The organism is Pseudomonas sp. Gutcm_11s, from assembly GCF_028649395.1.
Taxonomy (GTDB): Bacteria; Pseudomonadota; Gammaproteobacteria; order Pseudomonadales; family Pseudomonadaceae; genus Aquipseudomonas.
Window position 1 is genome coordinate 113,346 of the sequence record NZ_JAQSUW010000017.1, and the last position, 21,201, is coordinate 134,546.

22 protein-coding genes are annotated in these 21,201 nt (G+C 67.5%); 12 read left to right on the plus strand and 10 right to left on the minus strand.

Annotated elements, in window-relative coordinates; genetic code table 11:
• Positions 1 to 16: 16 nt before the first annotated feature.
• The 8 genes from PTT45_RS19010 to PTT45_RS19045 all read right to left on the minus strand — a co-directional run bounded on the left by PTT45_RS19010 (position 17) and on the right by PTT45_RS19045 (position 9,930).
• Positions 17 to 940, minus strand: a complete 924-nt coding sequence (locus tag PTT45_RS19010; protein ID WP_273815458.1) for a FecR domain-containing protein — start codon at positions 938 to 940, stop codon at positions 17 to 19.
• A complete protein-coding gene (locus tag PTT45_RS19015; protein ID WP_273815459.1) occupies positions 937 to 1,443 on the minus strand; it encodes a sigma-70 family RNA polymerase sigma factor in 507 nt (168 codons plus the stop codon). The genes PTT45_RS19010 and PTT45_RS19015 overlap by 4 nt, the downstream gene beginning before the upstream one ends.
• 213 nt (positions 1,444 to 1,656) lie before the next feature.
• Complete coding sequence (locus PTT45_RS19020; RefSeq protein ID WP_273815460.1) at positions 1,657 to 4,089, minus strand: TonB-dependent siderophore receptor; 2,433 nt, start codon at positions 4,087 to 4,089, stop codon at positions 1,657 to 1,659.
• A 129-nt stretch (positions 4,090 to 4,218) separates the two neighbouring features.
• Positions 4,219 to 5,181: a FecR domain-containing protein gene (locus tag PTT45_RS19025; RefSeq protein WP_273815461.1), complete on the minus strand. Its 963-nt coding sequence runs from the start codon at positions 5,179 to 5,181 to the stop codon at positions 4,219 to 4,221.
• Positions 5,178 to 5,675: a sigma-70 family RNA polymerase sigma factor gene (locus PTT45_RS19030; RefSeq protein ID WP_273815462.1), complete on the minus strand. Its 498-nt coding sequence runs from the start codon at positions 5,673 to 5,675 to the stop codon at positions 5,178 to 5,180. Before PTT45_RS19030 ends, PTT45_RS19025 begins: the two co-directional genes overlap by 4 nt.
• A gap of 218 nt (positions 5,676 to 5,893) precedes the next feature.
• A complete protein-coding gene (locus PTT45_RS19035; protein ID WP_273815463.1) occupies positions 5,894 to 8,317 on the minus strand; it encodes a TonB-dependent siderophore receptor in 2,424 nt (807 codons plus the stop codon).
• A gap of 141 nt (positions 8,318 to 8,458) precedes the next feature.
• Positions 8,459 to 9,415 carry a FecR domain-containing protein gene (locus PTT45_RS19040; RefSeq protein ID WP_273815465.1) on the minus strand — a complete coding sequence of 319 codons (957 nt, stop codon included), beginning with the start codon at positions 9,413 to 9,415 and terminating at the stop codon, positions 8,459 to 8,461.
• Positions 9,412 to 9,930: a sigma-70 family RNA polymerase sigma factor gene (locus tag PTT45_RS19045; protein WP_273815467.1), complete on the minus strand. Its 519-nt coding sequence runs from the start codon at positions 9,928 to 9,930 to the stop codon at positions 9,412 to 9,414. The genes PTT45_RS19040 and PTT45_RS19045 overlap by 4 nt, the downstream gene beginning before the upstream one ends.
• 251 nt (positions 9,931 to 10,181) lie before the next feature.
• Between PTT45_RS19045 and PTT45_RS19050 the strand changes: the two genes are divergently transcribed.
• From PTT45_RS19050 to PTT45_RS19065, 4 genes are all read left to right on the plus strand, one after another.
• Entirely contained in the window at positions 10,182 to 10,397 is a 216-nt protein-coding gene (locus tag PTT45_RS19050; RefSeq protein WP_043312181.1) for a dodecin, read from the plus strand.
• A 91-nt stretch (positions 10,398 to 10,488) separates the two neighbouring features.
• Positions 10,489 to 10,713, plus strand: a complete 225-nt coding sequence (locus PTT45_RS19055) for a DUF1161 domain-containing protein (RefSeq protein ID WP_273815471.1) — start codon at positions 10,489 to 10,491, stop codon at positions 10,711 to 10,713.
• Positions 10,714 to 10,815: 102 nt separating this feature from the next.
• Positions 10,816 to 11,814, plus strand: a complete 999-nt coding sequence (locus PTT45_RS19060) for an LLM class flavin-dependent oxidoreductase (RefSeq protein ID WP_273815472.1) — start codon at positions 10,816 to 10,818, stop codon at positions 11,812 to 11,814.
• A gap of 72 nt (positions 11,815 to 11,886) precedes the next feature.
• The gene (locus PTT45_RS19065; RefSeq protein ID WP_273816038.1) at positions 11,887 to 12,312 is read left to right on the plus strand and encodes an OsmC family protein; all 426 of its coding nucleotides are present in this window, start codon (positions 11,887 to 11,889) and stop codon (positions 12,310 to 12,312) included.
• Positions 12,313 to 12,322: 10 nt separating this feature from the next.
• Here the strand turns inward: PTT45_RS19065 and PTT45_RS19070 are convergent, their stop codons facing one another.
• Together PTT45_RS19070 and PTT45_RS19075 are read right to left on the minus strand one after the other, a co-directional pair.
• Positions 12,323 to 12,736 (minus strand): PA0061/PA0062 family lipoprotein, encoded by a 414-nt coding sequence (locus PTT45_RS19070; RefSeq protein WP_273815474.1) that lies wholly within the window; start codon positions 12,734 to 12,736, stop codon positions 12,323 to 12,325.
• A 39-nt stretch (positions 12,737 to 12,775) separates the two neighbouring features.
• Positions 12,776 to 13,189: a PA0061/PA0062 family lipoprotein gene (locus PTT45_RS19075; RefSeq protein ID WP_273815476.1), complete on the minus strand. Its 414-nt coding sequence runs from the start codon at positions 13,187 to 13,189 to the stop codon at positions 12,776 to 12,778.
• A gap of 43 nt (positions 13,190 to 13,232) precedes the next feature.
• Here PTT45_RS19075 and PTT45_RS19080 point away from each other — a divergent pair, with 43 nt between their 5' ends.
• The 8 genes from PTT45_RS19080 (at position 13,233) to PTT45_RS19115 (ending at position 21,186) form a co-directional block, all read left to right on the plus strand.
• Complete coding sequence (locus PTT45_RS19080) at positions 13,233 to 14,288, plus strand: aminopeptidase (RefSeq protein ID WP_273815478.1); 1,056 nt, start codon at positions 13,233 to 13,235, stop codon at positions 14,286 to 14,288.
• A 40-nt stretch (positions 14,289 to 14,328) separates the two neighbouring features.
• On the plus strand, positions 14,329 to 14,559 hold the full coding sequence (locus tag PTT45_RS19085) for a DUF1161 domain-containing protein (RefSeq protein WP_273815480.1): 231 nt from the start codon (positions 14,329 to 14,331) through the stop codon (positions 14,557 to 14,559).
• Between the two features lie 77 nt (positions 14,560 to 14,636).
• Positions 14,637 to 15,158 carry a sigma-70 family RNA polymerase sigma factor gene (locus tag PTT45_RS19090; RefSeq protein ID WP_273815482.1) on the plus strand — a complete coding sequence of 174 codons (522 nt, stop codon included), beginning with the start codon at positions 14,637 to 14,639 and terminating at the stop codon, positions 15,156 to 15,158.
• A 2-nt stretch (positions 15,159 to 15,160) separates the two neighbouring features.
• Entirely contained in the window at positions 15,161 to 16,114 is a 954-nt protein-coding gene (locus PTT45_RS19095) for a FecR domain-containing protein (protein WP_273815484.1), read from the plus strand.
• Positions 16,115 to 16,226: 112 nt separating this feature from the next.
• Positions 16,227 to 18,731, plus strand: a complete 2,505-nt coding sequence (locus PTT45_RS19100) for a TonB-dependent siderophore receptor (protein WP_273815486.1) — start codon at positions 16,227 to 16,229, stop codon at positions 18,729 to 18,731.
• Positions 18,732 to 18,920: 189 nt separating this feature from the next.
• Entirely contained in the window at positions 18,921 to 19,205 is a 285-nt protein-coding gene (locus tag PTT45_RS19105; RefSeq protein WP_273815488.1) for a hypothetical protein, read from the plus strand.
• A complete protein-coding gene (locus tag PTT45_RS19110) occupies positions 19,202 to 20,842 on the plus strand; it encodes a PepSY-associated TM helix domain-containing protein (RefSeq protein ID WP_273815490.1) in 1,641 nt (546 codons plus the stop codon). The genes PTT45_RS19105 and PTT45_RS19110 overlap by 4 nt, the downstream gene beginning before the upstream one ends.
• Before the next feature lie 17 nt (positions 20,843 to 20,859).
• Positions 20,860 to 21,186, plus strand: coding sequence for a DUF3325 domain-containing protein (locus PTT45_RS19115; RefSeq protein ID WP_273816039.1), 327 nt, complete (start codon positions 20,860 to 20,862; stop codon positions 21,184 to 21,186).
• The last annotated feature ends 15 nt before the right edge of the window (positions 21,187 to 21,201 follow it).

A 21,201-nucleotide genomic window follows, 5' to 3' on the forward strand; every position in this document is an offset into this window, starting at 1 on the left:
TCGGCGGCGCGTGGGCTCAGGCCGGGTGCCGTTCCAGGTGTGTCCACAGGCGTGTCACCTGGCGTGCCCGTAGCGGCAGCGATTCCTGCAACAGGTGCAGCACCGCGTCGAGGTCGTCCACGGCGAAGGCGCCGGACAGGCGCAGCCCCGCCACCTCGGGGCTGCAGCCCAGGTAGCCGTGGTGGTAGCGCGACAGTTCGGTGAGCAGTGCATCTAGGCGCCAGTCCACCGCCACCAGCATGCCGTTGGTCCAGGCGCAGGCATCGACCGGCGCCGGTTGCGCGGCTTCGCAAGCCCGGGCGTCGAAGCTCAGGCCCTGACCGGCCGCCAGCGAGACCGCTGGCGGCGGCGACAGGCTCGGGATTATCTGCACTGCCAGGCGCTCGACCAGCACCTGGGTGCGGCCGTCGAACTGGCGCACGGCGAAACGGGCGTCCTGGGTGTGCACCAGGCCCTCGGCGCTGATCACGTTGAACGGCCGGTTGTCACTGGCGGCGTCCACCAGCAGGTTGCCCTGCAGCAGGCGGATCTGCCGCTGCGCCGCGTCGAAGCGCAGGTCGATGCGGGTGTCGGTATCCAGCTGCAGGCGCGAGCCATCGGCCAGGGTCAGGCTGCGCCGCTCTCCGATGCGGGTGGCGTAGTCGGCGCTGAACGGCGAGACGCGGTAGCCCTGCCAGCCCAGCAGGCCGACGCCAGCCAGCGTGGCCAGGCCCTTGAGGACAGTGCGCCGCGAGCGCCGTGCCTGTTCCAGAGTCTGCCCGGTGATACCCGCAGGTGCTTGGCCGAGGCTCCGTTGCAGCTGTTCCATACGTGTCCAGGCTTCGGCGTGACGGGCATCGGCGGCCAGCCAGTGGCGCCACTCGGCCTGGGTCTGCTCGCCGCTGGTGCTGTCGTTCAGGCGCACGTACCAGTCCACCGCCTCGCCGAGCACGGCCTTCACGCGGCCTCCAGCAACAAGCAGTGCAGCAGTGCTTTGGCCAAGTGCTTGCGCACCGTGGTGACGGAGACACCGACGCGCACTGCGGCCTTCTCGTAGCTCAGCCCGTCGAGTTGCACGGCGAGGAAGATGGTGCGGGTGCGGGTGCCCAGGCCGTCGAGCAGGCGGTCGATGGCCAGCAGGCTGTCGATGATCTCGGCGCGCACTTCGGCTGAGGGCTCATAGCGCTCGGGCTGGCTGGCCAGTACTTCCAGGTAGGCCTGCTCCAGCGAGCGGCGGCGATAGAGGTCGATGACCAGGCCACGGGCCACGGTTGCCAGGTAGTGGCGCGGCTCTTTCAGGGTGCCGGCAGTGCGCGCCAGCAGCACGCGGACGAAGGTGTCCTGGGCCAGGTCGGCGGCATCGGCGGAATTGTTCAGGCGTTGGCGCAGCCAGCCGCGCAACCAGCCGTGGTGCATGCGGTACAGCGCATCCAGCTGTGCGCTGTGGAGAGCCTCGCTGGACATGCCTGTCTCTTCCCCGGAATTGAGTGCAAATAAGAATTTGTCGCAATTCTATTGGGTGAGCGAGGGTTTTGGGAATGGTTGGTGTTGCAGAGGTGCGGCTGATGGGGCCAGACGGAGGTGTCGTGACTCGTGTTTGTTTACCCGGTGCCTAATCAGCACAGCACAGCACAGCGCAGGCCCGCAGGCCTGCGCTGTGCTGTGCCACGAGGAGCCTTAGAAATCGCCGCGCAGGGTCAGCATGTAGCTGCGCGGCGCGCCGTAGGTGGTGCCGCGGGTCCAGTAGCCGGTGGAGTCGAAGTACTTGCGGTCCAGCAGGTTCTCCACGTCCACGCCCACCGTCCAGTTCTGGTCGAGCTTGTAGGCGGCGCGGGCGTCGAAGAGCGCGCGGCCGCTGTTGCTCACGCCGTTGTAGGCATCGTCGTAGTGCGACTGGGCCGACACGCCGGCGCCGACGCTGACGCGGTTCCATTCACCCGGCAGGGTGTAGTTGGTGTTGAGGCGCAGCATGTGCTTCGGGGTTTGCGCCGAGATCGGCTCGCCATCTTCCGCACGGGTGGTGTTGAAGGTGTAGCCGGCCGCGACCTGCAGGCCCGGCAGTACCTCGCCGCTGGCCTCGGCCTCGAAGCCCTTGCTGCGGTTGATGCCGTCGCTGTTGACGAAGCAGCGCCCGGCGACGTCCTGCGGGCAGTTGCCGTCGTTGGCGTAGTCGCGGGCGGCGACGTCTTCCTGCTCGATGTAGAACACCGCGAAGGACAGGTTCAGGCGCTTGTCGAACAGCTCGCCCTTGATTCCGGTTTCGTAGTTGGAGCCGATGGCCGGGTCCAGTGTGCCACCGCCGGCGCTGCGGTAGTCGGCCTGGGGCATGAAGATGTCGGCATAGCTGGCATACAGCGACCAGTTCTCGTCGAGGTCGTAGATGGTGCCGACGAAGGGCGTGAACTCGTGCTTCTGCTCGTTGGTGGTGACCTGCGAGCCACTCCAGGACTCGGTCTTGTACCAGCTCAGGCGCCCACCGAGGACCAGGCTCAGGTCCTCGCTCAGGTGCAGGCGGGTGTTGAGGTAGGTGCCGTAGCGGGTGTCGAGGGTGTCGTCCTTGTAGTCCCAACCCGGCCGCGCAGGCTCGGGAAACAGGTTGTGGTTGGGGTCGTAGACGTTGAGCGGCAGCGGGCTGGCCAGGCGCACCGTGGCGTCCTTGTCGTTCATGTCGCGCTGGGACCAGCTGGCGCCGAGCGTCACCTGGTGGGTCAGGCCGAAGGCTTCGAAATCGCCATCCAGATGGCCGTCAACGGCGTCGGCGGTGACGTCGAACTTGTGAAAGCTGGTGCCGCTGATCATCGGGCCGGTCGGGCTGCCGTATTCCAGGGTGTCGTCGGCGCTCCACTCGATGGCGCTGCGGTTGTAGCTGCTTTCGGAGTGGGACAGCGCCAGCTTGCCGTTCCAGTTGTCGTTGAAGCGGTGATTGAGGTCGGCGAACACCTCGTCGGTGCGGGTCTGCAGCTTGGCCCAGTCCTGGCCGAGGAAGGTCGAGCGCTTGAGATGCGGGTTGCTGCCGTCGGGATTGTTGGGCAGGCCCAGCACGCTGTAGCCGTCGATGCGCGAGGTCTGCCGGCGCAGGCCCAGGGCAACGGTGGTGGCATCGCTCAGGTCGCCCTCGACGATGCCGTAGAGCAGGGGGCGCTTGGACTCGGTGACGTCGATGAATGAGCCGCGGTCCTCATAGGACGCGACCAGGCGCCCGCGTAGGGTGCCTTCGGCGTTGAGCTTGCCGCTGGCGTCCAGGTCCTGGCGGTAGTTGTCCCAGGAGCCGGCGCGGGTGGTGAGCGACAGGCGCGGCTCGCTGGTCGGGCGCTTGCGCACCAGGTTCACCGCGCCGCCCGGGCCGCCGGCGCCAACCAGCAGGCCGGCGGCACCACGCAGCACTTCGACGCGGTCGAACACCGCCATATCCGGGATCATCCAGCCGGTGTAGGCGTAGGCCTGTCCGGATACGCCGTCGACCATGTAGCTGTCGTCGGTCAGGTCGAAGCCGCGGGAACTGAAGTGGTTGTTGCCGTAGCCGCGATTGGCACGGGTGATGCCGGGTGTCTGCGCCATCACCTGGTCCAGGGACACCAGGTTCTTGTCGTCCATCAGCTTGCGCGTGACCACGGTGACCGACTGCGGGGTCTCTCGTAGCGACTGCGCGCGTTTGCCGATGGTCACCGCGCCGGTGGTGTAGGAGCCGGTACCTTCGGTGTTGCTGCCCAGCTCGCTGGCGTTGATCTCCGTGGTGCCGAGTGCCATCGGGCCATTGGTCAGCTGTTCCAGCACATAGCTGCCGCCGTCATTGACCGCGCGCAGGCCGCTGCCTTGTAGCAGCCTGGCGAAGCCGGCATCGACCGAGTAGCTGCCGCTCAGACCTTCAGACTGGCGGTTACCGAGCTGCGCCGCGTCGAATGACAGGGCGATGCCGGAGGCGGCGGCGAAGCGCCCGAGCACTTCGCTGAGCGGGCCCGGGGCGATGGCGTATTGGCGGACCTGCTCGACCGCAGCGCTGGCCGCGGTGGGTTCGGCGGCCTGCAGCAGCGGCGCACCGATGGCGCCCACGCCCAGCAGCGCGGCCTGTAGATGGCGCGCCAGGCGGTGGCGGATGAATGGATACGACATGGTGACTCCCCCAGTTTGGGTGGCCAAGCGGGCCACTGATGCAGCGAGAGCCGAATTAGGGGTGGCAAAAGTGCAAGGCGTCGGAAAATTTTCTGCGTGGAGCGTTGTGCGTACTGCTGGGCGAGTCGGTCAGCTGCGTGGTACCAAGCTCACCCAGTAGCGCGTGCGGCGTACGACGCGGATGGGGAAACCCTTCTCCAGGGCGTCCAGCGCGCGATCCGTATCGTCCAGCGGGAAGGCTCCGGAGACCTTCACACCGGCGATGGCGGGGTCGCAGCGCAGCCAGCCGCTGCGGTAGCGCGCCAGTTCGTCGATGAGCTCGCCCAGTGGGCGGTCGATGGCGATCAGACTGCCCTGCTGCCAGGCGGCCACGTCGGCGTGGCTGGTCTGTGGAGGCTGCGCTCCGGCGCGGGTGAAGCGGGTCTGCTGGCCAGCCTCCAGCCGCACGGGTGTGGGCATGCCGGGGGTGCTGACCTCGACGGCCTTGGCCAATACCGCCACGTTGCTGCCGTTGTCGTCGACGCGCACGGTGAAGCGCGTGCCGAGGGCGCGCACGTTGCCGTGCGCGGTGGCGACGCTGAAGGGTCGCCCGAGTGGATCGGGCGCAGTCTCGATCAGTACCTCGCCGCCGCGCAGGACCAGCAGCCGTTGCTGTTCATCGAAGAGGGCGTCCACCGCGCTGTCGGTGTTGAGTAACAGTTGGCTGCCGTCCGCCAGGGTGAAGCTGCGCCGCTCACCGACTGTGGTGCGGAAGTCGGCCGCCAGGCGCCGGCCCGTATCGCTGCGCCAGCCCAGGCCGGCGACACCGCTGGCGGAGACCAGCAGTGCCATGCCCAGCAGCACGCGCCGCCGCGACTGACCGGCGGCGGCTAGGGTGCTGGCGGCCAGTTGGCCCGGCACCTGGCCCATCTGCTGGCGCACCGACTCGATGCGTTGCCAGGCCGCGTAATGGGCAGGGTCAGACTCCAGCCAGCGCTGCCAGGCAAGTTGTTCGCCCTCGCTAGCAGTTTCCGCTGTCAGCCGTGCATACCACTGTGCGGCGGTGCGAATCGCCTCGCGCTCGGTGCTGCCAATCTGTTGTGCCTGGCTCATGACAGCTCCGCCAGCATCAGGCAGCAGTGCTCCATCGCCTTGGCCATGTGGTTGTTCACCGTGCGCAGGGCGATGCCCTGGCGTTCGGCGATCTGCGCGTAGCTCAGGCCTTCCAGCTGGGACAGGATGAAGGTCTGCTTCACCTTGGCCCCGAGGCCGTCGAGCATGCGTTCTATCTGCACTAGCGCTTCGAGAACCAGCGCCTGTTCTTCGAGGGAGGGATGCACCGCTTCGGGCAGGCTGGCCAGCACGTCGAGGTAGGCCTGCTCCAGCGAGCGGCGGCGATAGAGATCGATGACCAGGCCACGGGCCACGGTTGCCAGGTAGTGGCGTGGCTCTTTCAGGGTGCTGGCGCTGCGTGCCAGCAACACGCGGACGAAGGTGTCCTGGGCCAGGTCGGCGGCATCGGCGGAATTGTTCAGGCGCTGGCGCAGCCAGCCGCGCAGCCAGCCGTGGTGCGCGCGGTACAACGCATCGAGAGCCTCGGTGGACATGCCCGCTTCTACCCCTGAATCGAGTGCGAATAAGAATTTGTCGCAATTCTACGAGGGAGTGTGGGCAGTTGGGAATGGGCAAGGTGGAGCTGATGGTACCCACGCTCTGCGTGAGTACCCCGACTATGACGTTCCGCGTACGGGCACGGTGAACCTCAAGAGGCGTTCCCACGCCGAGCGTGGGAACGATCAGAGAACGGAGAGCCCTGTGGCTTAGATCACCAGTTGTAGTCGAGGGTGGCGTAGACCGTGCGTTGCTGGCCGTACTGGCAGCCAACGTCGTTGAAGCAGCCGGCCACGTAGTCCTCGTCGAACAGGTTGACCGCGTTCAGCGAGAGCTCGACGCCCTCGAGGTTGGCGGCGAGCTGGCCGAGCGGGTAGCTGACCAGCGCGTCGACCACGCTGTAGCTGTCGACCTTGAAGCTGTTGGCTGAGTCACCGTAGGTGCTGCCGACGTAGCGCGCGCCAGCGCCGAGGCGCAGGCCGCTCAATGCACCGCCCTGCACACGGTAGTCGGCCCACAGCGAGGCCATGTGCTCCGGTACGCGGAACGGCGTGGTGCCCTCGGTGCCGGTGTTCGATTCGGTGACCTCGACGTCGTTCCAGGTGTAGCTGCCGATCAGGTTGAGGCCCTGGACGATCTCCGCCTTGGCTTCCAGCTCGATGCCCTTGGAGCGCACCTCGGCGTCCTGGCGCACGACGCCGAAGGGCAGATATTCGGTGAGGTTTTCCCGGGTCAGGTCGAAGGTGGCGATGGTGTAGAGCGCGTTGTAGCCGACCGGCTCGTACTTCAGGCCGATCTCGTACTGCTTGCCAATGGTCGGCTCCAGTTGCGAGCCGTCGGCGGCACGGCCGATGGTCGGCAGGAACGACTCGCTGTAGCTGGCGTAGGGCGCCAGGCCATTGTCGAACAGGTAGACCACGCCGGCGCGGGCGGTGAAGCGCTCGTCCTTCTGCGTTTGTGGGGCGCGGTCGTCGCGCTGGTCGCTGGTCCAGTCGTAGCGCCCGCCGAGCACGAACACCCAGTTGTCGAGCTTGAGCTGGTCCTGCAGATAGACGCCGGTCTGGCTGAGTTTCTGCTGGTAGTCGGAGCTGAAGGCGGGTTGCGGAATGAAGGTCAGCGGCTCGTCATGGACCGGGTTGAACACGTCGAAGACTTCGCCGACGAAGCTCAGGTCCTGGGTCTGGTCGAACTTGCCGTTGTTGTAGTCGAAGCCGCCGAGCAGGGTGTGCTGGACGTCGCCGGTGGCGAAGTCGGCCTGGGCCTGGGTATCGACGGTGAACAGCCGGCCATCACCCTCGCGCTCCTGCAGGTAGCGCGAATAGAGCGGCGGTGCGATCGGGCCGTAGATGGCCAGCTCCGCGCTGTCCTGGCGGTAGTAGCTGTAGCGCAGGTTCTGGCGCAGGGTCCAGACGTCGTCGAGATGATGCTCGAACACGTAACCCAGCGAGGTCTTCTCGTTGGTCATGTTGTCGTAGTTGGTGTTGCCGACGTAGGTGTCGCGATCCAGCCGGCCCTGGGCCGTGCCGAACACGGTGCCGGCGGCGGGCAGCGGGTTGGCGAAGTTGCCGGTCTGCTTCTGGTACTCGGCGAGCACGGTAAATTCGGTGTCGCTGCTGGGGCGGAAGCTGATCGCCGGGGCGACGTACTGGCGGCGGTTGGTGATGTGGTCGGTCTGTGCGTCGGCTTCGCGCAGCAGGCCGGTCAGCCGGTAGCTCCAGATACCCTCTTCATCCAGCGCGTCGCTGACATCGAAGGCGCCCTGCCGGTAGTCGAGATTGCCGGCCTGCAGTTGCACGTGGCGTAGCGGCTCGGCGGTGGGCCGCTTGCTCACCAGGTTGATCTGGCCGCCCGGGTCGGAGACGCCGTAGAGCACCGAGCTGGCGCCGCGCAGCACTTCGATGCGCTCCAGACCGTAGGGCTCGGGTGCGTCCCAGCCGAGGAAGTCGGGCAGGAAGGTGCGGGTGCCGTCGCGCAGCATGCGCCCGGTGCCCATCTGGAAGCCGCGAATCATCATCTGGTCGGTGACGAACTGCGGGCCGGCCAGCTCGGCGTTTACCCCGGGGGTGTAGCGCAGCGCCTGGGCGACGGTCTTCGGCTGCTGCGCCTCGATCTGCTCACGGGTCACTACGGAGACCGAGGTCGGCGTCTCGAGCAGCGGCGCATCGGTCTTCGAGCCGACGCTGGCGCGCTTGGCCACATAGCCGTCGTCGGTGCTGGCCGAGCTGTAGGCCTGGCCCTGGATGCTGGCGGTGTCGAGTGCCAGCGTGCTGCCGCTGCCCATCGACTGCAGCAGGTAGTTGCCGCCGGAACTGACGGCTTGCAGGTCGGTACCAGCCAGCAGCTGCGCCAGGCCTTCTTCCACCGTGTAGCTGCCGTTGAGTCCGGCGCTGTGCTTGCCGGCGGTGAGCTGGGCATCCACCGAGAGCAGGATGCCGGCCTCGCTGGCGAAGCGGTTCAGCGCCTGGTCCAGCGGGCCGGCGGGAATGGTGTAGCTGCGGCTCTGCTCGCTGGAGGCGTTGGCAGCCTGGGCCAGTGGCGCGGTCAGCAGCAGGGGCGTGGCGGCCAGCAGGCCGGTGAACAGAGCGTGGCGAACCGCGAGGCTCAGCCGGGAACGGGTGGAAGCGGGCAGATACGGCATTCTGATCGATCCTCTTGAGAATGCTTCTAGATTGAGTTCAAGAGGTATCCCGAGCGATGCGGCGAAACCGACAAGAGGGTGGTGAAATATTTTCTGCCGGGCTTTTGGCTAGAAGTCGGCGTCCTGTTGGGCGGGATCGATCTAGGCGGGCACGACCGTGATCCAGTAGCGCGTCAGGCTGGTCACCCGGATCGGCAGCGACTGCTGCAGGGCGGTGAGCACGCGGTCGGTGTCGGCCAGCGGGAACACGCCAGTCAGCTCCAGACCGGCGACTGCCGGATCACAGCGCAGCACGCCCGGGCGGTGGCGCGCCAGCTCGGCGAGGAACTGGCCGAGCGGCATGCGCTCGGCGATCAGCCGGCCCTGCTGCCAGGCGCTGTGGTTGGGATCGGCTGCCGTCAGCGGGCCGAGGCGCGAGGCGGAGAACCAGCGGCTCTGCCCGGCCTGCAGGCGCGTGGCCTGGGCACTGCGCGGGCGCAGCTCCAGCTCGCCCTCGTAGAGTTCGACACGGCTGCCGCCATCCATTTCGTAGACCGAGAAGCGCGTGCCCAGGGCCTGGATCTCCCCGGCGCCGGTTTCCACGATCAGCGGCCGCCCGGCCGGGTCCTTGCCACTGTCCAGCAGCAGTTCGCCGGTCAGCAGGCGCAGGCGGCGTTCATTCGGACCGAACAGGATGTTCACCGCGCTGGAGCTGTTCAGGCTCAGCTGGCTGCCATCGGCCAGGGTGCGTTGCAGGCGTTCGCCGGTGCCGCTGCGCAGGTCGGCCATGGCCTCGCGCCAGGGCAGTTGCGACTGCGCCACATAGCCACTGCCGCCGGCCATCAGCAGCAGGCCGAGCAGCTTGAGCGTGTGCCGGCGGCGCTGGTCCGGCATGTCGCGCAGCACCGCACGCGAGGTTTCGCCGGGGACGCTGGCCAGGGTCTGCTGCAGCTGCTGCATGCGCTGCCAGGCGCGCTGGTGCTCGGGGTTGGCGGCCTGCCAGGCGGCGAAGCTGTGTTGCTGTTCGCCGACCAACTGGCCGTCCCACTGCAGCATCAGCCAGTGGCTGGCCTGCTCGACGATGGCGGGCGCGATGGGCGCGTGGCTGTCGGCTTTCATTCGGCGTACAGCACCTGGTAGCAGGCGGCGATGGCGCGGATCATGTACTTCTGTACCGAGCTGACGCTGACCTGCAGGCGCTCGGCGATCTCGGCGTAACCCAAGCCCTCGAACTGCGCCAGCATGAAGGCTTCGCGCACCTTGCGCGGCATGGCATCGAGCATGGTGTCGATCTGCAGCAGGGTCTCGATGATCATGGCGCGGGCTTCCAGCGACGGCGTTTCCGGTTCCGGCAAGGCGGCGAGGGTATCGAGGTAGGCCTGTTCGATGCGCTGGCGGCGCCACTGGTCGATGACCAGGTTGCGGGCGATCTGCGCCAGGTAGCGGCGGTCCTCGCCCAACGCCGGCATACGACGGGTCACCAGCAGGCGCAGGAAGGTGTCCTGGGCCAGGTCGGCGGCACGCTCGCGGTCGCCCAGGCGTTTGCGCAGCCAGCCCTGCAGCCAGCCGTGATGATCGCGGTAGAGCGCATCCAGCTGCGCGCCGGACGGCGCGTCGAAAGCCCCCGTGGACATACCCGTCCTTCCCATGAATCGAGTGCAAATAGGAATTTGTCGCAATTCTACGGGTTGCGCGAGGGGTTTGGGAATGGCCGTGCGCGGGGCGGGCCTTGGGGTATGGGCGCCAGGCGAGGGCGCGTGGCTTCGATCGGGGCCCTGCCAGCGCACCGGCAGGCGGCGCGGCTGGCAGCTAATCTGAACTTAATCCGCCGCTGGCGGGCCACAACTGCGAGCGTCTTACCTACGTTCGCAACAAGGAGAGCTTCATGTCCGATCACCGCACCTACAAGAAGATCGAAGTCGTCGGCACCTCCAAGGTGAGCATCGAGGATGCCATCGCCAACGCCCTTGCCGAATGCGCCAAGAGCGTGCGCAACATGGACTGGTTCGAGGTCATCGAGACCCGCGGTCATATCGTCGACGGCAAGGTGGCGCACTATCAGGTCGACCTCAAGGTCGGCTTCCGCATCAGCAACAGCTGATCACCGCACGGTTTTCCCGGCAGCCCTGGGCTAGGCTTGCCCGGTCCGGGGCGGATGGTCCCGTGCATTTACCAACGAAGGAGTGTTGAAGATGAAGCGACTGACCCTGGGCATCGCCCTGTTCGCTCTGGCCGGCTCGGCCCTGGCCGCCGGCAAGCCCTGCGACGAGCTGAAGGCGGAGATCGACGCCAAGCTCAAGGAAAAAGGCGTCGCCGCCTACACCCTGGAAGTGGTCGACAAGGGTGGCGCCGGTGACAAGGCCGTGGTCGGCAGCTGCGAGGCCGGCAGCAAGGAAATCGCCTACCAGCGCGGTTGATACGCCGCCGCGCGCACCGGGCCGGAGTCTCATGAGGGACTCCGGCCTTTTCATTTGCGCCGGGTGGCCCCATATGGGTTGCATGACCTCAGGAGGCCTCCGATGAGCAAGCTGTCCAACACCCCCTTCTCTGTACTCGACCTGGCGCCCATGCGTGACGATGACGTCGGCGCCGGCCCTGCCCTGCAGCGCTCGCTCGACCTGGCGCGGCATGTCGAGAAGCTCGGCTTCTCGCGCATGTGGGTGGCCGAGCACCACAACATGGAGGGCATCGCCAGCTCCGCCACTGCCGTGTTGCTCGGCTACCTGGCGGCGAATACCGCGACCCTGCGCCTGGGCTCCGGCGGCATCATGTTGCCCAACCACGCGCCGCTGGTGGTGGCCGAGCAGTTCGGCACCCTGGCTTCGCTCTATCCGGGGCGTATCGAACTGGGCCTCGGCCGCGCACCGGGCGCCGACCAGGCCACCGCCCGCGCCCTGCGCCGCGATCGCCTCGGCAGCCCGGATGACTTCCCGCAGGACGTCGCCGAGCTGGAACAGCTGCTCGGCCCGCGCCAGCCTGGCCAGCGCGTGCTGGCGGTGCCGGGCGTGGACAGCGGGGTGCCGATCTGGCTGCTCGGCTCCAGCCTGTTCAGCGCCCAGCTCGCCGCGCAGAAGGGCCTGCCCTATGCCTTCGCCTCGCACTTCGCGCCGCGCTACCTGCACCAGGCGCTGCGCATCTACCGTGAAAACTTCCAGCCCTCGGCCGTGCTCGACAAGCCCTACGCCATGATCGGCGTGCCGCTGATTGCCGCGCCCACCGATGAGGAAGCCGAATTCCTCTCCACCACCGCCTTCCAGCGCATCCTCGCGCTGATCCGTGGCGAGAGTCTGGTGCTGCGTCCGCCGGTGGAGAGCATGGCCGGCCGCTGGCAGCCCCACGAGCAGCAGGCGGTGGGCGACTTCTTCGGCCTGGCCGTGGTCGGCGGGCCGGAGAAGGTGCGCGCACGGCTGGAGGTGCTGCTGGAGCAGACCGGCGCCGACGAGCTGATCTTCACCTGCGACCTGTACCAGCCGGAGCACCGCCTGCGCAGCTTCGAGATTGCCGCCGGCCTGCGCTGAAACAGGGCGAACTTTGCCGCCGCCGCGTTCCTCTCAACTGGTAACCACCGACGAGAGGAGCGCGACATGAGCATCAAGAAGACGGCCTCTGCCCACTGGCAGGGCGGCATCAAGGACGGCAAGGGCAGCATCTCGACCCAGAGCGGCGCCCTCAAGGACAACCCCTACGGTTTCAATACCCGCTTCGAGGGCCAGCCGGGGACCAACCCCGAGGAGCTGATCGGCGCGGCCCATGCCGGCTGCTTCTCCATGGCCCTGGCCAAGCAGCTGGGCGACGCCGGCATGACCGCTACGGCCCTCGACACCCGCTCCGAGGTGACGCTGGACAAGGAGGGCGACGGATTTCGTATCAGCGCCGTGCACCTGACGCTGACGGCCCATGTGCCGGGCGCCAGCCGCGAGGCCTTCGAGCAGGCGGTCGAGGCGGCCAAGAGTGGCTGCCCGGTATCCAAGGTGCTGAATGCCGAGATCACCCTGCAGGCGACGCTACAGAGTTAGCGAGCGAACGCTAGAAGGTGCCGCAGCGCACGACCTGGGCGCGGGCCAGCACCTGGCGGTCCGCGCCGTATAGCCAGCCCTGGGCCTTGAGCAGCTGCGGCCGGGCTTCCATGCGGTAGCGCTGGCCGGCGACGAAGTTGTCGTAGCGCACGCGCAGGTAGCAGGTCACCTCGCGTGGCTCGGTGAGGCTGCCGATCCCGCCCTGGCTGACCTCGAACTTGTAGCGCGCCTCCAGCTCATGGGCGCCGGGGCTGACCTGGAAGAAGCGGCCATCGGCGGTCTGTTTGCCGTCGAGCTTGTGCGCCATCAGCAGTTCGGCGCCGCTGGCCCAGAGGTCGACCCAGGCCTGGTCTGCCGAATGCGGCGGTAGCGGGCTGGCGCAGGCACCGAGGGTGAGCAGGGATAGCAGCAGGGGCAGGCGCATGAGGCGTTCTCCGGGGCGAGAATCTCAGCATAACGCCGATCAGACGGCTCCGCAGCGGCCTTCGCGGGCGCGGGCGAGGTTCTCGCCATGCTCGTCCTGCAGCTGTGCCCAGGGGCGGAAACCGCGGCTGCCGGCCTTGAGCCGGTAACGCTGGCCGGCCGCGAAGTCGGCGTAGTTGAGCGTCAGCAGGCAGGTGCGTGGCAGCGCCGCGGCCGTGCCGGTGTCGCCGGGGGCCACCTCGAAGCGCAAACGCACCTGCAGCTCGTGGCGGCCGGGCGGGATCTGGAAGTAGCGCTGGTCGTCCAGTGTCTGGCCATCCACCTGCACGGCCTCCAGGCGGCCATCCTCACGCTCGTGCAGTTCGATCCAGGCCTGCTCGGGGTCGTGCATCGGCATCAGCAGCGAACAGCCGCTGAGCAGGACGGGCAGGCAGAGCAGCAGGGGTTTGCGCATGGCGGGCTTCCTTGGCAGAGGGGCAATGCAATAGGCTCGGGAAATGCCTATCGCCCTACTCGACCGCCGCGCGCGGTGCCTGGTTCCGCTGTTGCTCGGCGTTCTGCTGAGCGGTTGCGCCAGCCTCGACTATTACACCCAGGTCAGCCGTGGCCAACTCGAGCTGCTCGCGGCGCGCCAGCCGGTGGCCGAGTTGCTCGTCGATCCACAGACCGAGCCCAAACTGCAGCAGCGCCTGGCGCTGGCCCAGCAGGCGCGCGATTTCGCCAGCGCCGAACTGGCCCTGCCGAACAATCGCAGCTACCGGCTGTATGCGGACCTGGGGCGGCCCTATGTGGTGTGGAACGTGTTCGCCACGCCCGAGCTGTCGCTGGCGCCGCTGACCCACTGCTTCCCCGTCGCCGGCTGCGTGGCCTATCGCGGCTTCTACCGCCAGGGGCGCGCCCGTGGCGCTGCCGCGCTGCTGCAGGCCGAGGGCATGGACACCTATGTCGCCGGCATCGAGGCCTACTCGACCCTGGGCTGGTTCGACGACCCGATCCTCAACACCATGCTGCGCTGGGACGACGAGCGCCTGGCCGCGGTGATCTTCCACGAGCTGGCGCACCAGCAGCTGTATGTGACCGACGACACCGCGTTCAACGAGTCCTTCGCCAGCTTCGTCGAGCAGGAAGGCCTGCGTCAGTGGCGCGCCGCGCGCGGCCTGGCTCCTGCGGATGCACACCAGGAGCAGCAGCGCCGGCAGTTCACCGCGCTGATCCTGGCCAGCCGCGAGCGCCTGCAGGCGCTCTACACCGGCCCGCTCGACGATGCGCACAAGCGTGCCGGCAAGGCTGCCGAATTCGAGCGCCTGCGCACCGAGTACCGCACCCTGCGTGATGGCCAGTGGGGCGGAGACCGGCGCTACGACGCCTGGATGGCGCAGCCGCTGAACAACGCCCGGCTGCTGCCGTTCGGCCTCTACGACCAGTGGGTGGAGGCCTTTGCCGCGCTGTTCCGCCAGGCCCGGGGTGACTGGCGCGACTTCTACTGGCGCGCCGCCGAGCTGGGCCGGTTGCCGGCGGGCGAGCGGGAACGGGCGCTGGCGGCCTTGCTCTAACGGAGCTAGAACTGCCTGATCGAGCCGCGAGGATGTCTGCATGAAACGCTGGACAATGGCCGCCCTGGCCACGTTGCTGAGTACCCAGGTGCTGGGCGCACCCAAGCCCTGCGAGGAGTTGAAGCAGGAGATCGAGGTGAAGATCCAGGCCGCCAACGTCACCAGCTACACCCTGGAAGTCGTGCCGGCCGGCGAAGTCGAGGACACCAACATGGTGGTCGGCAGCTGCGAGGGTGGCAGCAAGAAGATCATCTACCAGAAGAACGACTGACGGCACCGCGCTGGCTTGCGAGAGAGGGTGCTTTCATAAGAGAATGAATGATAGGAATTATCATTTAGGTTCTCTCCTTGCGCTCCCCCGATCAGGCCGTCGACATCGCCACCCAGCAAGCCGTCCAGGTGCTCTACCGCGAGCACCATGACTGGCTGCGCCATTGGCTGCGCAAACGCCTGCCCTGCACGGAGAATGCCGCCGACCTGGCCCAGGACACCTTCGTCCGCGTGCTCGCCAGCCGCCAGGCCTTCGATCTGCGCGAGCCGCGTGCCTACCTGAGCAGCATCGCCCGTAGTCTGATGATCGACGGCTTCCGCCGTCGCGCCCTCGAACAGTCCTACCTGGATGCTCTCGCCGCGCTGCCGGAGCCGTTGGACATCTCCCCGGAAGAGCGCGCGCTGATCCTCGAGACCCTGCTGGAGATCGACCGCCTGCTCGACGGCCTCGGTCCGCGCTGCCGCGAAATCTTCCTGCTCGCCCAGCTCGATGGCCTCAGCCACGTGGAGATCGGCCAGCGTCTGGGCGTGTCGACCAACACCGTGCGCAAGTACGTAGTGCGCGGGCTGACCCAATGCCTGCTGCTGATGGGCGACTAGGCATGGGCGGAGTCGCACAACCCTCATTGGCCGTGCTGCAGGCCGCCGCCAACTGGCACCTGGACCTGCAGGCCGCACCGCAATGCGCCGCCACGGGCGAGGCCCATCGCCGCTGGCTGGCCGCCGATGCCGCGCATCGCCAGGCCTGGAGCCGCATGGAGCGCCTGCAGGGCAAGCTGGGCGGCCTGCCAGGCGGCGTCGCTCCTGCCGCGCTGCGCGGGGTCAATGGCCGCCGGCGCGACAGTCTCAAGCTGCTCGGCCTGCTGCTGCTTGGTAGCGGTGCGGCCGGCCTTGGTTGGCAATCCGCACCCATGCGCCGCCTGCGCGCCGATGAGTGCGCCGCCGTTGGCGAGCGCCGCAGCCTGCGCCTGGAAGACGGCGGCCAGGTCCGCCTGAACAGCGACAGTGCCCTCGACATCAGCTACGGCGAACGCCTGCGCGAACTGTATCTGCGCCGTGGCGAGATCCATGTGCAGACCGCCAGAGATGCTAAGGATCGGCCCTTCGTGGTGCACACGGAGCAGGGCAGCATCCGCGCGCTCGGCACCCGCTTCCTGGTGCGCCAGGAAGGCGAGCGCACCCAGGTGCGCGTGCTGCAGCACGCGGTGGAGGTACGCCCGCTGGACGCGCCGGACCAGCCATTGCGGGTCGAGGCCGGCCAGCAGCTGTGGTACAGCGCCACGGCCTGCGGCGCCATCGAGCCGCTGGAGGCAAACGCCGATGCCTGGCTGCGCGGCATGCTGGTGGTCAGCGACTGGCCGCTGCCGCGTTTCATCGACGAGCTGGCGCGCTATCGCCCGGGCCTGCTGTCCTGCGACCCGGCGCTGGCCGGGCTGCGCATCTCCGGCGCCTTCCAGCTGGCCGACAGCGATGCGGTGCTGGACAACCTGAGTGGCACCCTGCCGCTGCGGGTAAATCGTCTCACCCGCTACTGGGTGCGCATCGAGCCGGCCTGAGGCGGCGTGAAAATATTTTTGCCTGGGGTGTTGTTGATTTCGCTTCTCATTCGACTTGGTTAGGAAAGCGCCCGTAGTGCGCTCCCTGCCAACCCTCTCCCAGGAACCTTCCATGTCGCGCCAGACCGCTCCGCGCAGTACTTCGTTGCTTCGTAGCTCCCCCCGCCTCAGCCCGCTGGGTGTGGCCATCAACCGTGCGTTGCTCGGCGCGGTGCTGGCGCTGCCGGTCGTCGGCCTGGTGCAGGTGCAGCCGGTCTGGGCAGAAAACGTGGCGGCGCAGCACGACTTTGCGATTGCCGCGGGTTCGCTGGAGTCGGCGCTGAACAGCTTCGCCGCCACCACTGGCGTCAGCGTGTCGTACTCCCCGGAAACCGTGCGCGGCCTGCAGTCGCCGGGCGTGCAGGGCCAGCTGTCCGCCGATGAAGCGCTGCAGCGCCTGCTGTCCGGCAGCGGCCTGCAGGTATCGCGTCAGGCCAGCGGCAACTACTCGCTGCTGCCGGCACCGGAAGCCGGTTCGGCGCTGCAGCTCGATGCCGCCAGCATCACCGGCGCCGGCCTGGGCGAGACCACCGAGGACACCGGCTCCTACACCACCGGCTCGACCAGCACCGCCACCGGCCTGCCGCTGTCGATCCGCGAGACGCCGCAGTCGGTCTCGGTGATCACCAGCCAGCGCATGAAGGACCAGAACCTCACCCAGCTCACCGACGTGGTGCGCCAGACCCCCGGCCTGACTCTCAGCCAGAGCGGTGGCAACGGTGGCGACAACAGCGGCATCTACTCGCGTGGCTTCAAGGTCGAGAACTACCAGATCGACGGCCTGCAGCTGCTCGACAGCAACTACGAGAGCCCGGCGCAGAGCAACGACATGGTCCTGTACGACCGCGTCGAGGTGATCCGTGGCGCCACCGGCCTGACCAACGGCGTGGGCACCCCCGGCGCCACCCTGAACATGATTCGTAAGCGCCCGACCTCGGAATTCAAGAGCAGCGTCAGCGTCACCGGCGGCTCCTGGGACTATCGTCGCACCGAGGCTGACGTCAGCGGCCCGCTGACCGAGAGCGGCAACGTGCGCGGCCGCCTGGTCGGCGCGTACCAGGAGAACGACTCCTACGTCGACCGCCTCAGCGAGCGCAAGCAGGTGCTCTATGGCGTGATCGAGGCCGACCTGACCCCCGACACACTGCTGACCTTCGGCATGGACTCGCAGTCCGACGACTACGACGGCCATGCCCGTAATGGTCTGCCGCTGTTCAACAACGACGGCACCAAGGCCGATCATGACGATTCGGACTCCGCCGCTGCCAAGTGGGCCTATTCCAATCGCAGTGCCGTCTCCGCTTTCGCCATCCTCGAGCACAACCTGACCGAGCGCTGGAAGGCCAAGCTGAGCCTGAATAATCGTCGTAGCGAGTACGACGAACTCAGTGGCTATGCCGGCGGCAACAACTATGCAGCTGGCGCCGATCCGGCTTCGATCGTGTTTTACGCCAACCGCTGGAAAGCCAAGCCGGTGCAGAACAGCTTCGACCTGAACCTGGCGGGCAACTTCGACCTGTTCGGTCTGGAGCACGATGCCACCTTCGGCTACACCCAGCAGCGCACCGACTACAACACCCCGACTTACTCCTGGTGGCGTGATCCGGTGAGCGGCGCTTTCCCGGTGATCGACAACATCTACACCTGGGATGGCAGGACTCCGGTCAAACCTGATCTGCAGGCCTATGGCCGCATGGACTTCAGCGAAGAGCAGAAAGCCGCCTACGCCAGCACCCGTCTGCGCGCCAGCGACGATCTGTCGTTCATCCTCGGTGCGCGGGTCATCAACTGGAACAACAAGATCAAGTACGAGTACTTCGACGGCACACCAAGCGATGGCAGCGATCGCAGCGAGACCGGCGTGGTCACTCCGTTCGCCGGCGTGGTGTACGACATCGACGACATCTGGTCGGTATATGGCAGCTACACCAGCATCTTCAAACCGCAGAGTTACAAGACTCTGGACGGTGCCTATATCGATCCGTTGGAAGGCGTCGGCTACGAAATCGGCAGCAAGGCAGCCTTCTTCGATGGCGGCCTGAACCTGGGTATCGCCCTGTACCAGATCGAGCAGGACAACCTGGCCGTATCCCTGGGCGCAGGCCAATTGGCGCCGGATGGCAGCCAGGCCTACCGCGCCGAGTCCGGTACCGAGACCCGTGGCTTCGAGGTGGAACTGTCCGGCGAACTGGCCACCGACTGGCAGGCCAGCGCGAGCTTCAGCCGCAACCTTGTGCAGGACGCCGACGGCAACAAGCTCAACACCAACATCCCGCAGAACACCGTCAAGCTGTTTACCACCTACGTCCTGCGCAGCATCGGCAACGGCCTGACCGTCGGCGGCGGGGTCAACTGGCAGAGCGAGATCTATAGCGATGACGTCGGTCCGCTGGGCGTGCGCTTCACCCAGGACGACTACGCCGTGGTCGATGTGATGGCGCGCTACCCGATTACCGAGCAGCTCAGCGCCACCCTCAACCTCAACAACCTGCTGGACGAGGAGTACTACACCAGCTCCAGCTCCAGCTACTACGGTGCTCCGCGCAACGCCAGCCTCGGCCTGCGCATGGACTTCTGATCGGTCCGTTGCGGCGGCGCCCGGCGCCGCTGAAACATCCGGTCACAGGTTGGCGAGGGCTGGAGCTTCCGGTTTTACCGGGTCTATCCGTCCTTAAGTGTGGGCCACTGCGTTGTATCTGCGCCCGCACGCTGCGCCGTCGGTCCTGCCGGCGGCCTTCCTGTTCCCGGCTTCCATGGTTGTTCGCCGATGAAATCGATTTCCCCCCGCTCTCGCGCGCTGCTCTCGCGCACCCTGGCTGCTTTGCTTGGCGGATACGCGCTGACCTGCGCCAGCGTGATCTTCCTCGGTGCGGTGCTGCCGCTGCCCAAGAGCCAGGCGATCCTCGCCTCCTCGCTGACCAGCTTCGCGGTGTACACCGCGGTGATCGTCTGGGCGTTCGCCACGCCGAACCTGAAGCGCATCTGGCTGGTGCTGCTGATCGCCTCGCTGGTGCTGACCGGCGCCGGCCTGCTGTTGGGAGGTGACGCATGAGCAAGGTACAGAGCGGCGCGGCCGAGGGCGGTTTCCGCCAGGCCATGGCCTGGCTGCATACCTGGGGCGGGCTGTGGGCCTGCTGGGTGCTGTTCGTGATCTTCCTCACCGGCAGCCTGGGCGTGTTCGACGAGCCCATCACCCGCTGGATGAAGCCGCACCTGCCGCAGGCCGCCGAGGCCACCGGCGACACCAGCCTGGACGATGGCTTCGACCGGCCACAGGCCGTGCGCATGGCCCGTACCTGGTTCGAGGAGAACCAGCCAGACGCGCATTTCTGGGGCATCGGCCTGCCATCGGACGAAGACCCGTCGATCCGTCTGTTCTGGCAGGACCCGCAGGAGAACTTCCACAACTCCCGCATCGACGCCAGCACCGGCAAACCGGTGGACGGCTCCCGCGAGCGTGACAGCGAAGGCGGTCACCACTTCGTGCACATGCACTTCGAATTCCACGGCGGTACCGCCGGCATCTGGTTCGTCGGTGCCTTCACCATGGCCATGCTGGTGGCGCTGGTCAGCGGCATCGTCATCCACAAGCGCATCTTCAAGGACTTCTTCACCTTCCGTCCGGGCAAGGGCCAGCGCAGCTGGCTGGATGCGCACAACGCATTGTCGGTGCTGAGCCTGCCGTTCCAGCTGATGATCGCCTACACCGGCCTGGCGACCTTCTACGCGCTATACATGCCGGCCGGCATCCTCGCGCACTACGACAACGAAGAGGCCTACTTCGCCGACCTGCTGACCCAGCCGCAGCACCAGGAGATCACCGGCATCGCCGCGCCGCTGGCCAAGTTCGACGACCTGCTGTTGCACGCCGAGCAGCAGCTGCAGCGCCCGGCCAGCTTCGTCAGCATCGAGCACCCCAACGACACCAGTTCCTCGGTGCTGGTGTTCGGCCGCTTCATCGAGAAGCCGGGCGAGTACCGACTGCTCGGCGACGGCGGCGGCCGGGTGTTCTTCAACGGCGTGACCGGTGAGCAGACCGACGTGCAGATGCCCGGCGAGCTGCGGGGCGGCGCCGCGCAGGACGTGCAGTCGGTGATGGCCAACCTGCACTTCGCCGCGTTCGGCGGCCACCTGGTGCGCTGGCTGTACTTCTTCAGCGGCCTGGCCGGCGCGGCCATGCTGGCCACCGGCGCCCTGCTGTTCATGGTCAAGCGTCGCCAGCGTTCGCTGAACGAGTTCGGCAGCGCCACGCCGCGTGTGTACCGGGTGATCGAAGTGCTCAACGTCGGCACCCTCACCGGCCTGACCATCGCCTGCGTGGCGTTCTTCTGGGGCAACCGCCTGCTGCCGCTGGGCATCGCCGACCGCCCGGAATGGGAGATCGTGGTGTTCTTCGCCGTCTGGCTGCTGAGCTTCGTTCACGCTGGCCTGCGTCCTGCTGCGCGGGCCTGGGTCGAGCAGCTGCTGGCGCTGGCCGCCCTGTGCCTGCTGCTGCCGCTGCTCAACTGGCTGACCGTCGGCGACCAGCTGTTCAGCTACCTGCAGCGCGGTGACGGCGAGCGTGCCGGGGTCGAGCTGGTGGCGCTGGGCACTGGCGTGCTGTCGCTGTGGGGCGCCTGGCGCCTGACCCGGCCGCGAGTGGCGCCGGCGCGCAATCGCCAGCGCGCCGTCGTGGCGGAGGCGCAGTGATGACCCTGACCCTCGCCGTGATTCTCTCCGCCGCGCTCTGCTACGCCGGCATGGCCGGCCTGTGCCTGGCCATGGACCGCCACCACGCCCAGGTGTGGAAGGCCAAGGCGCCCAATCGCCAGCGCCTGCTGCGCGTGGCCGGCTGGCTGCTGCTGGCGCTGGCCGTATGGCCCTGCGTGCTGATCTGGGGTGGCGCCGTTGGCCCCGTCGTCTGGTGCGGCATGCTCAGCGTCGGCGCCTTCGTGCTGGTGCTGCTGCTGCCCTATCGTCCGCGTATTGCCGCCCTGCTGGCCGCCGTTGCGGCCGGCGCCGGCCTGCCGGTGCTGTTGTTGACCGCCGGCTGAGCCGGCCTCCTTCAA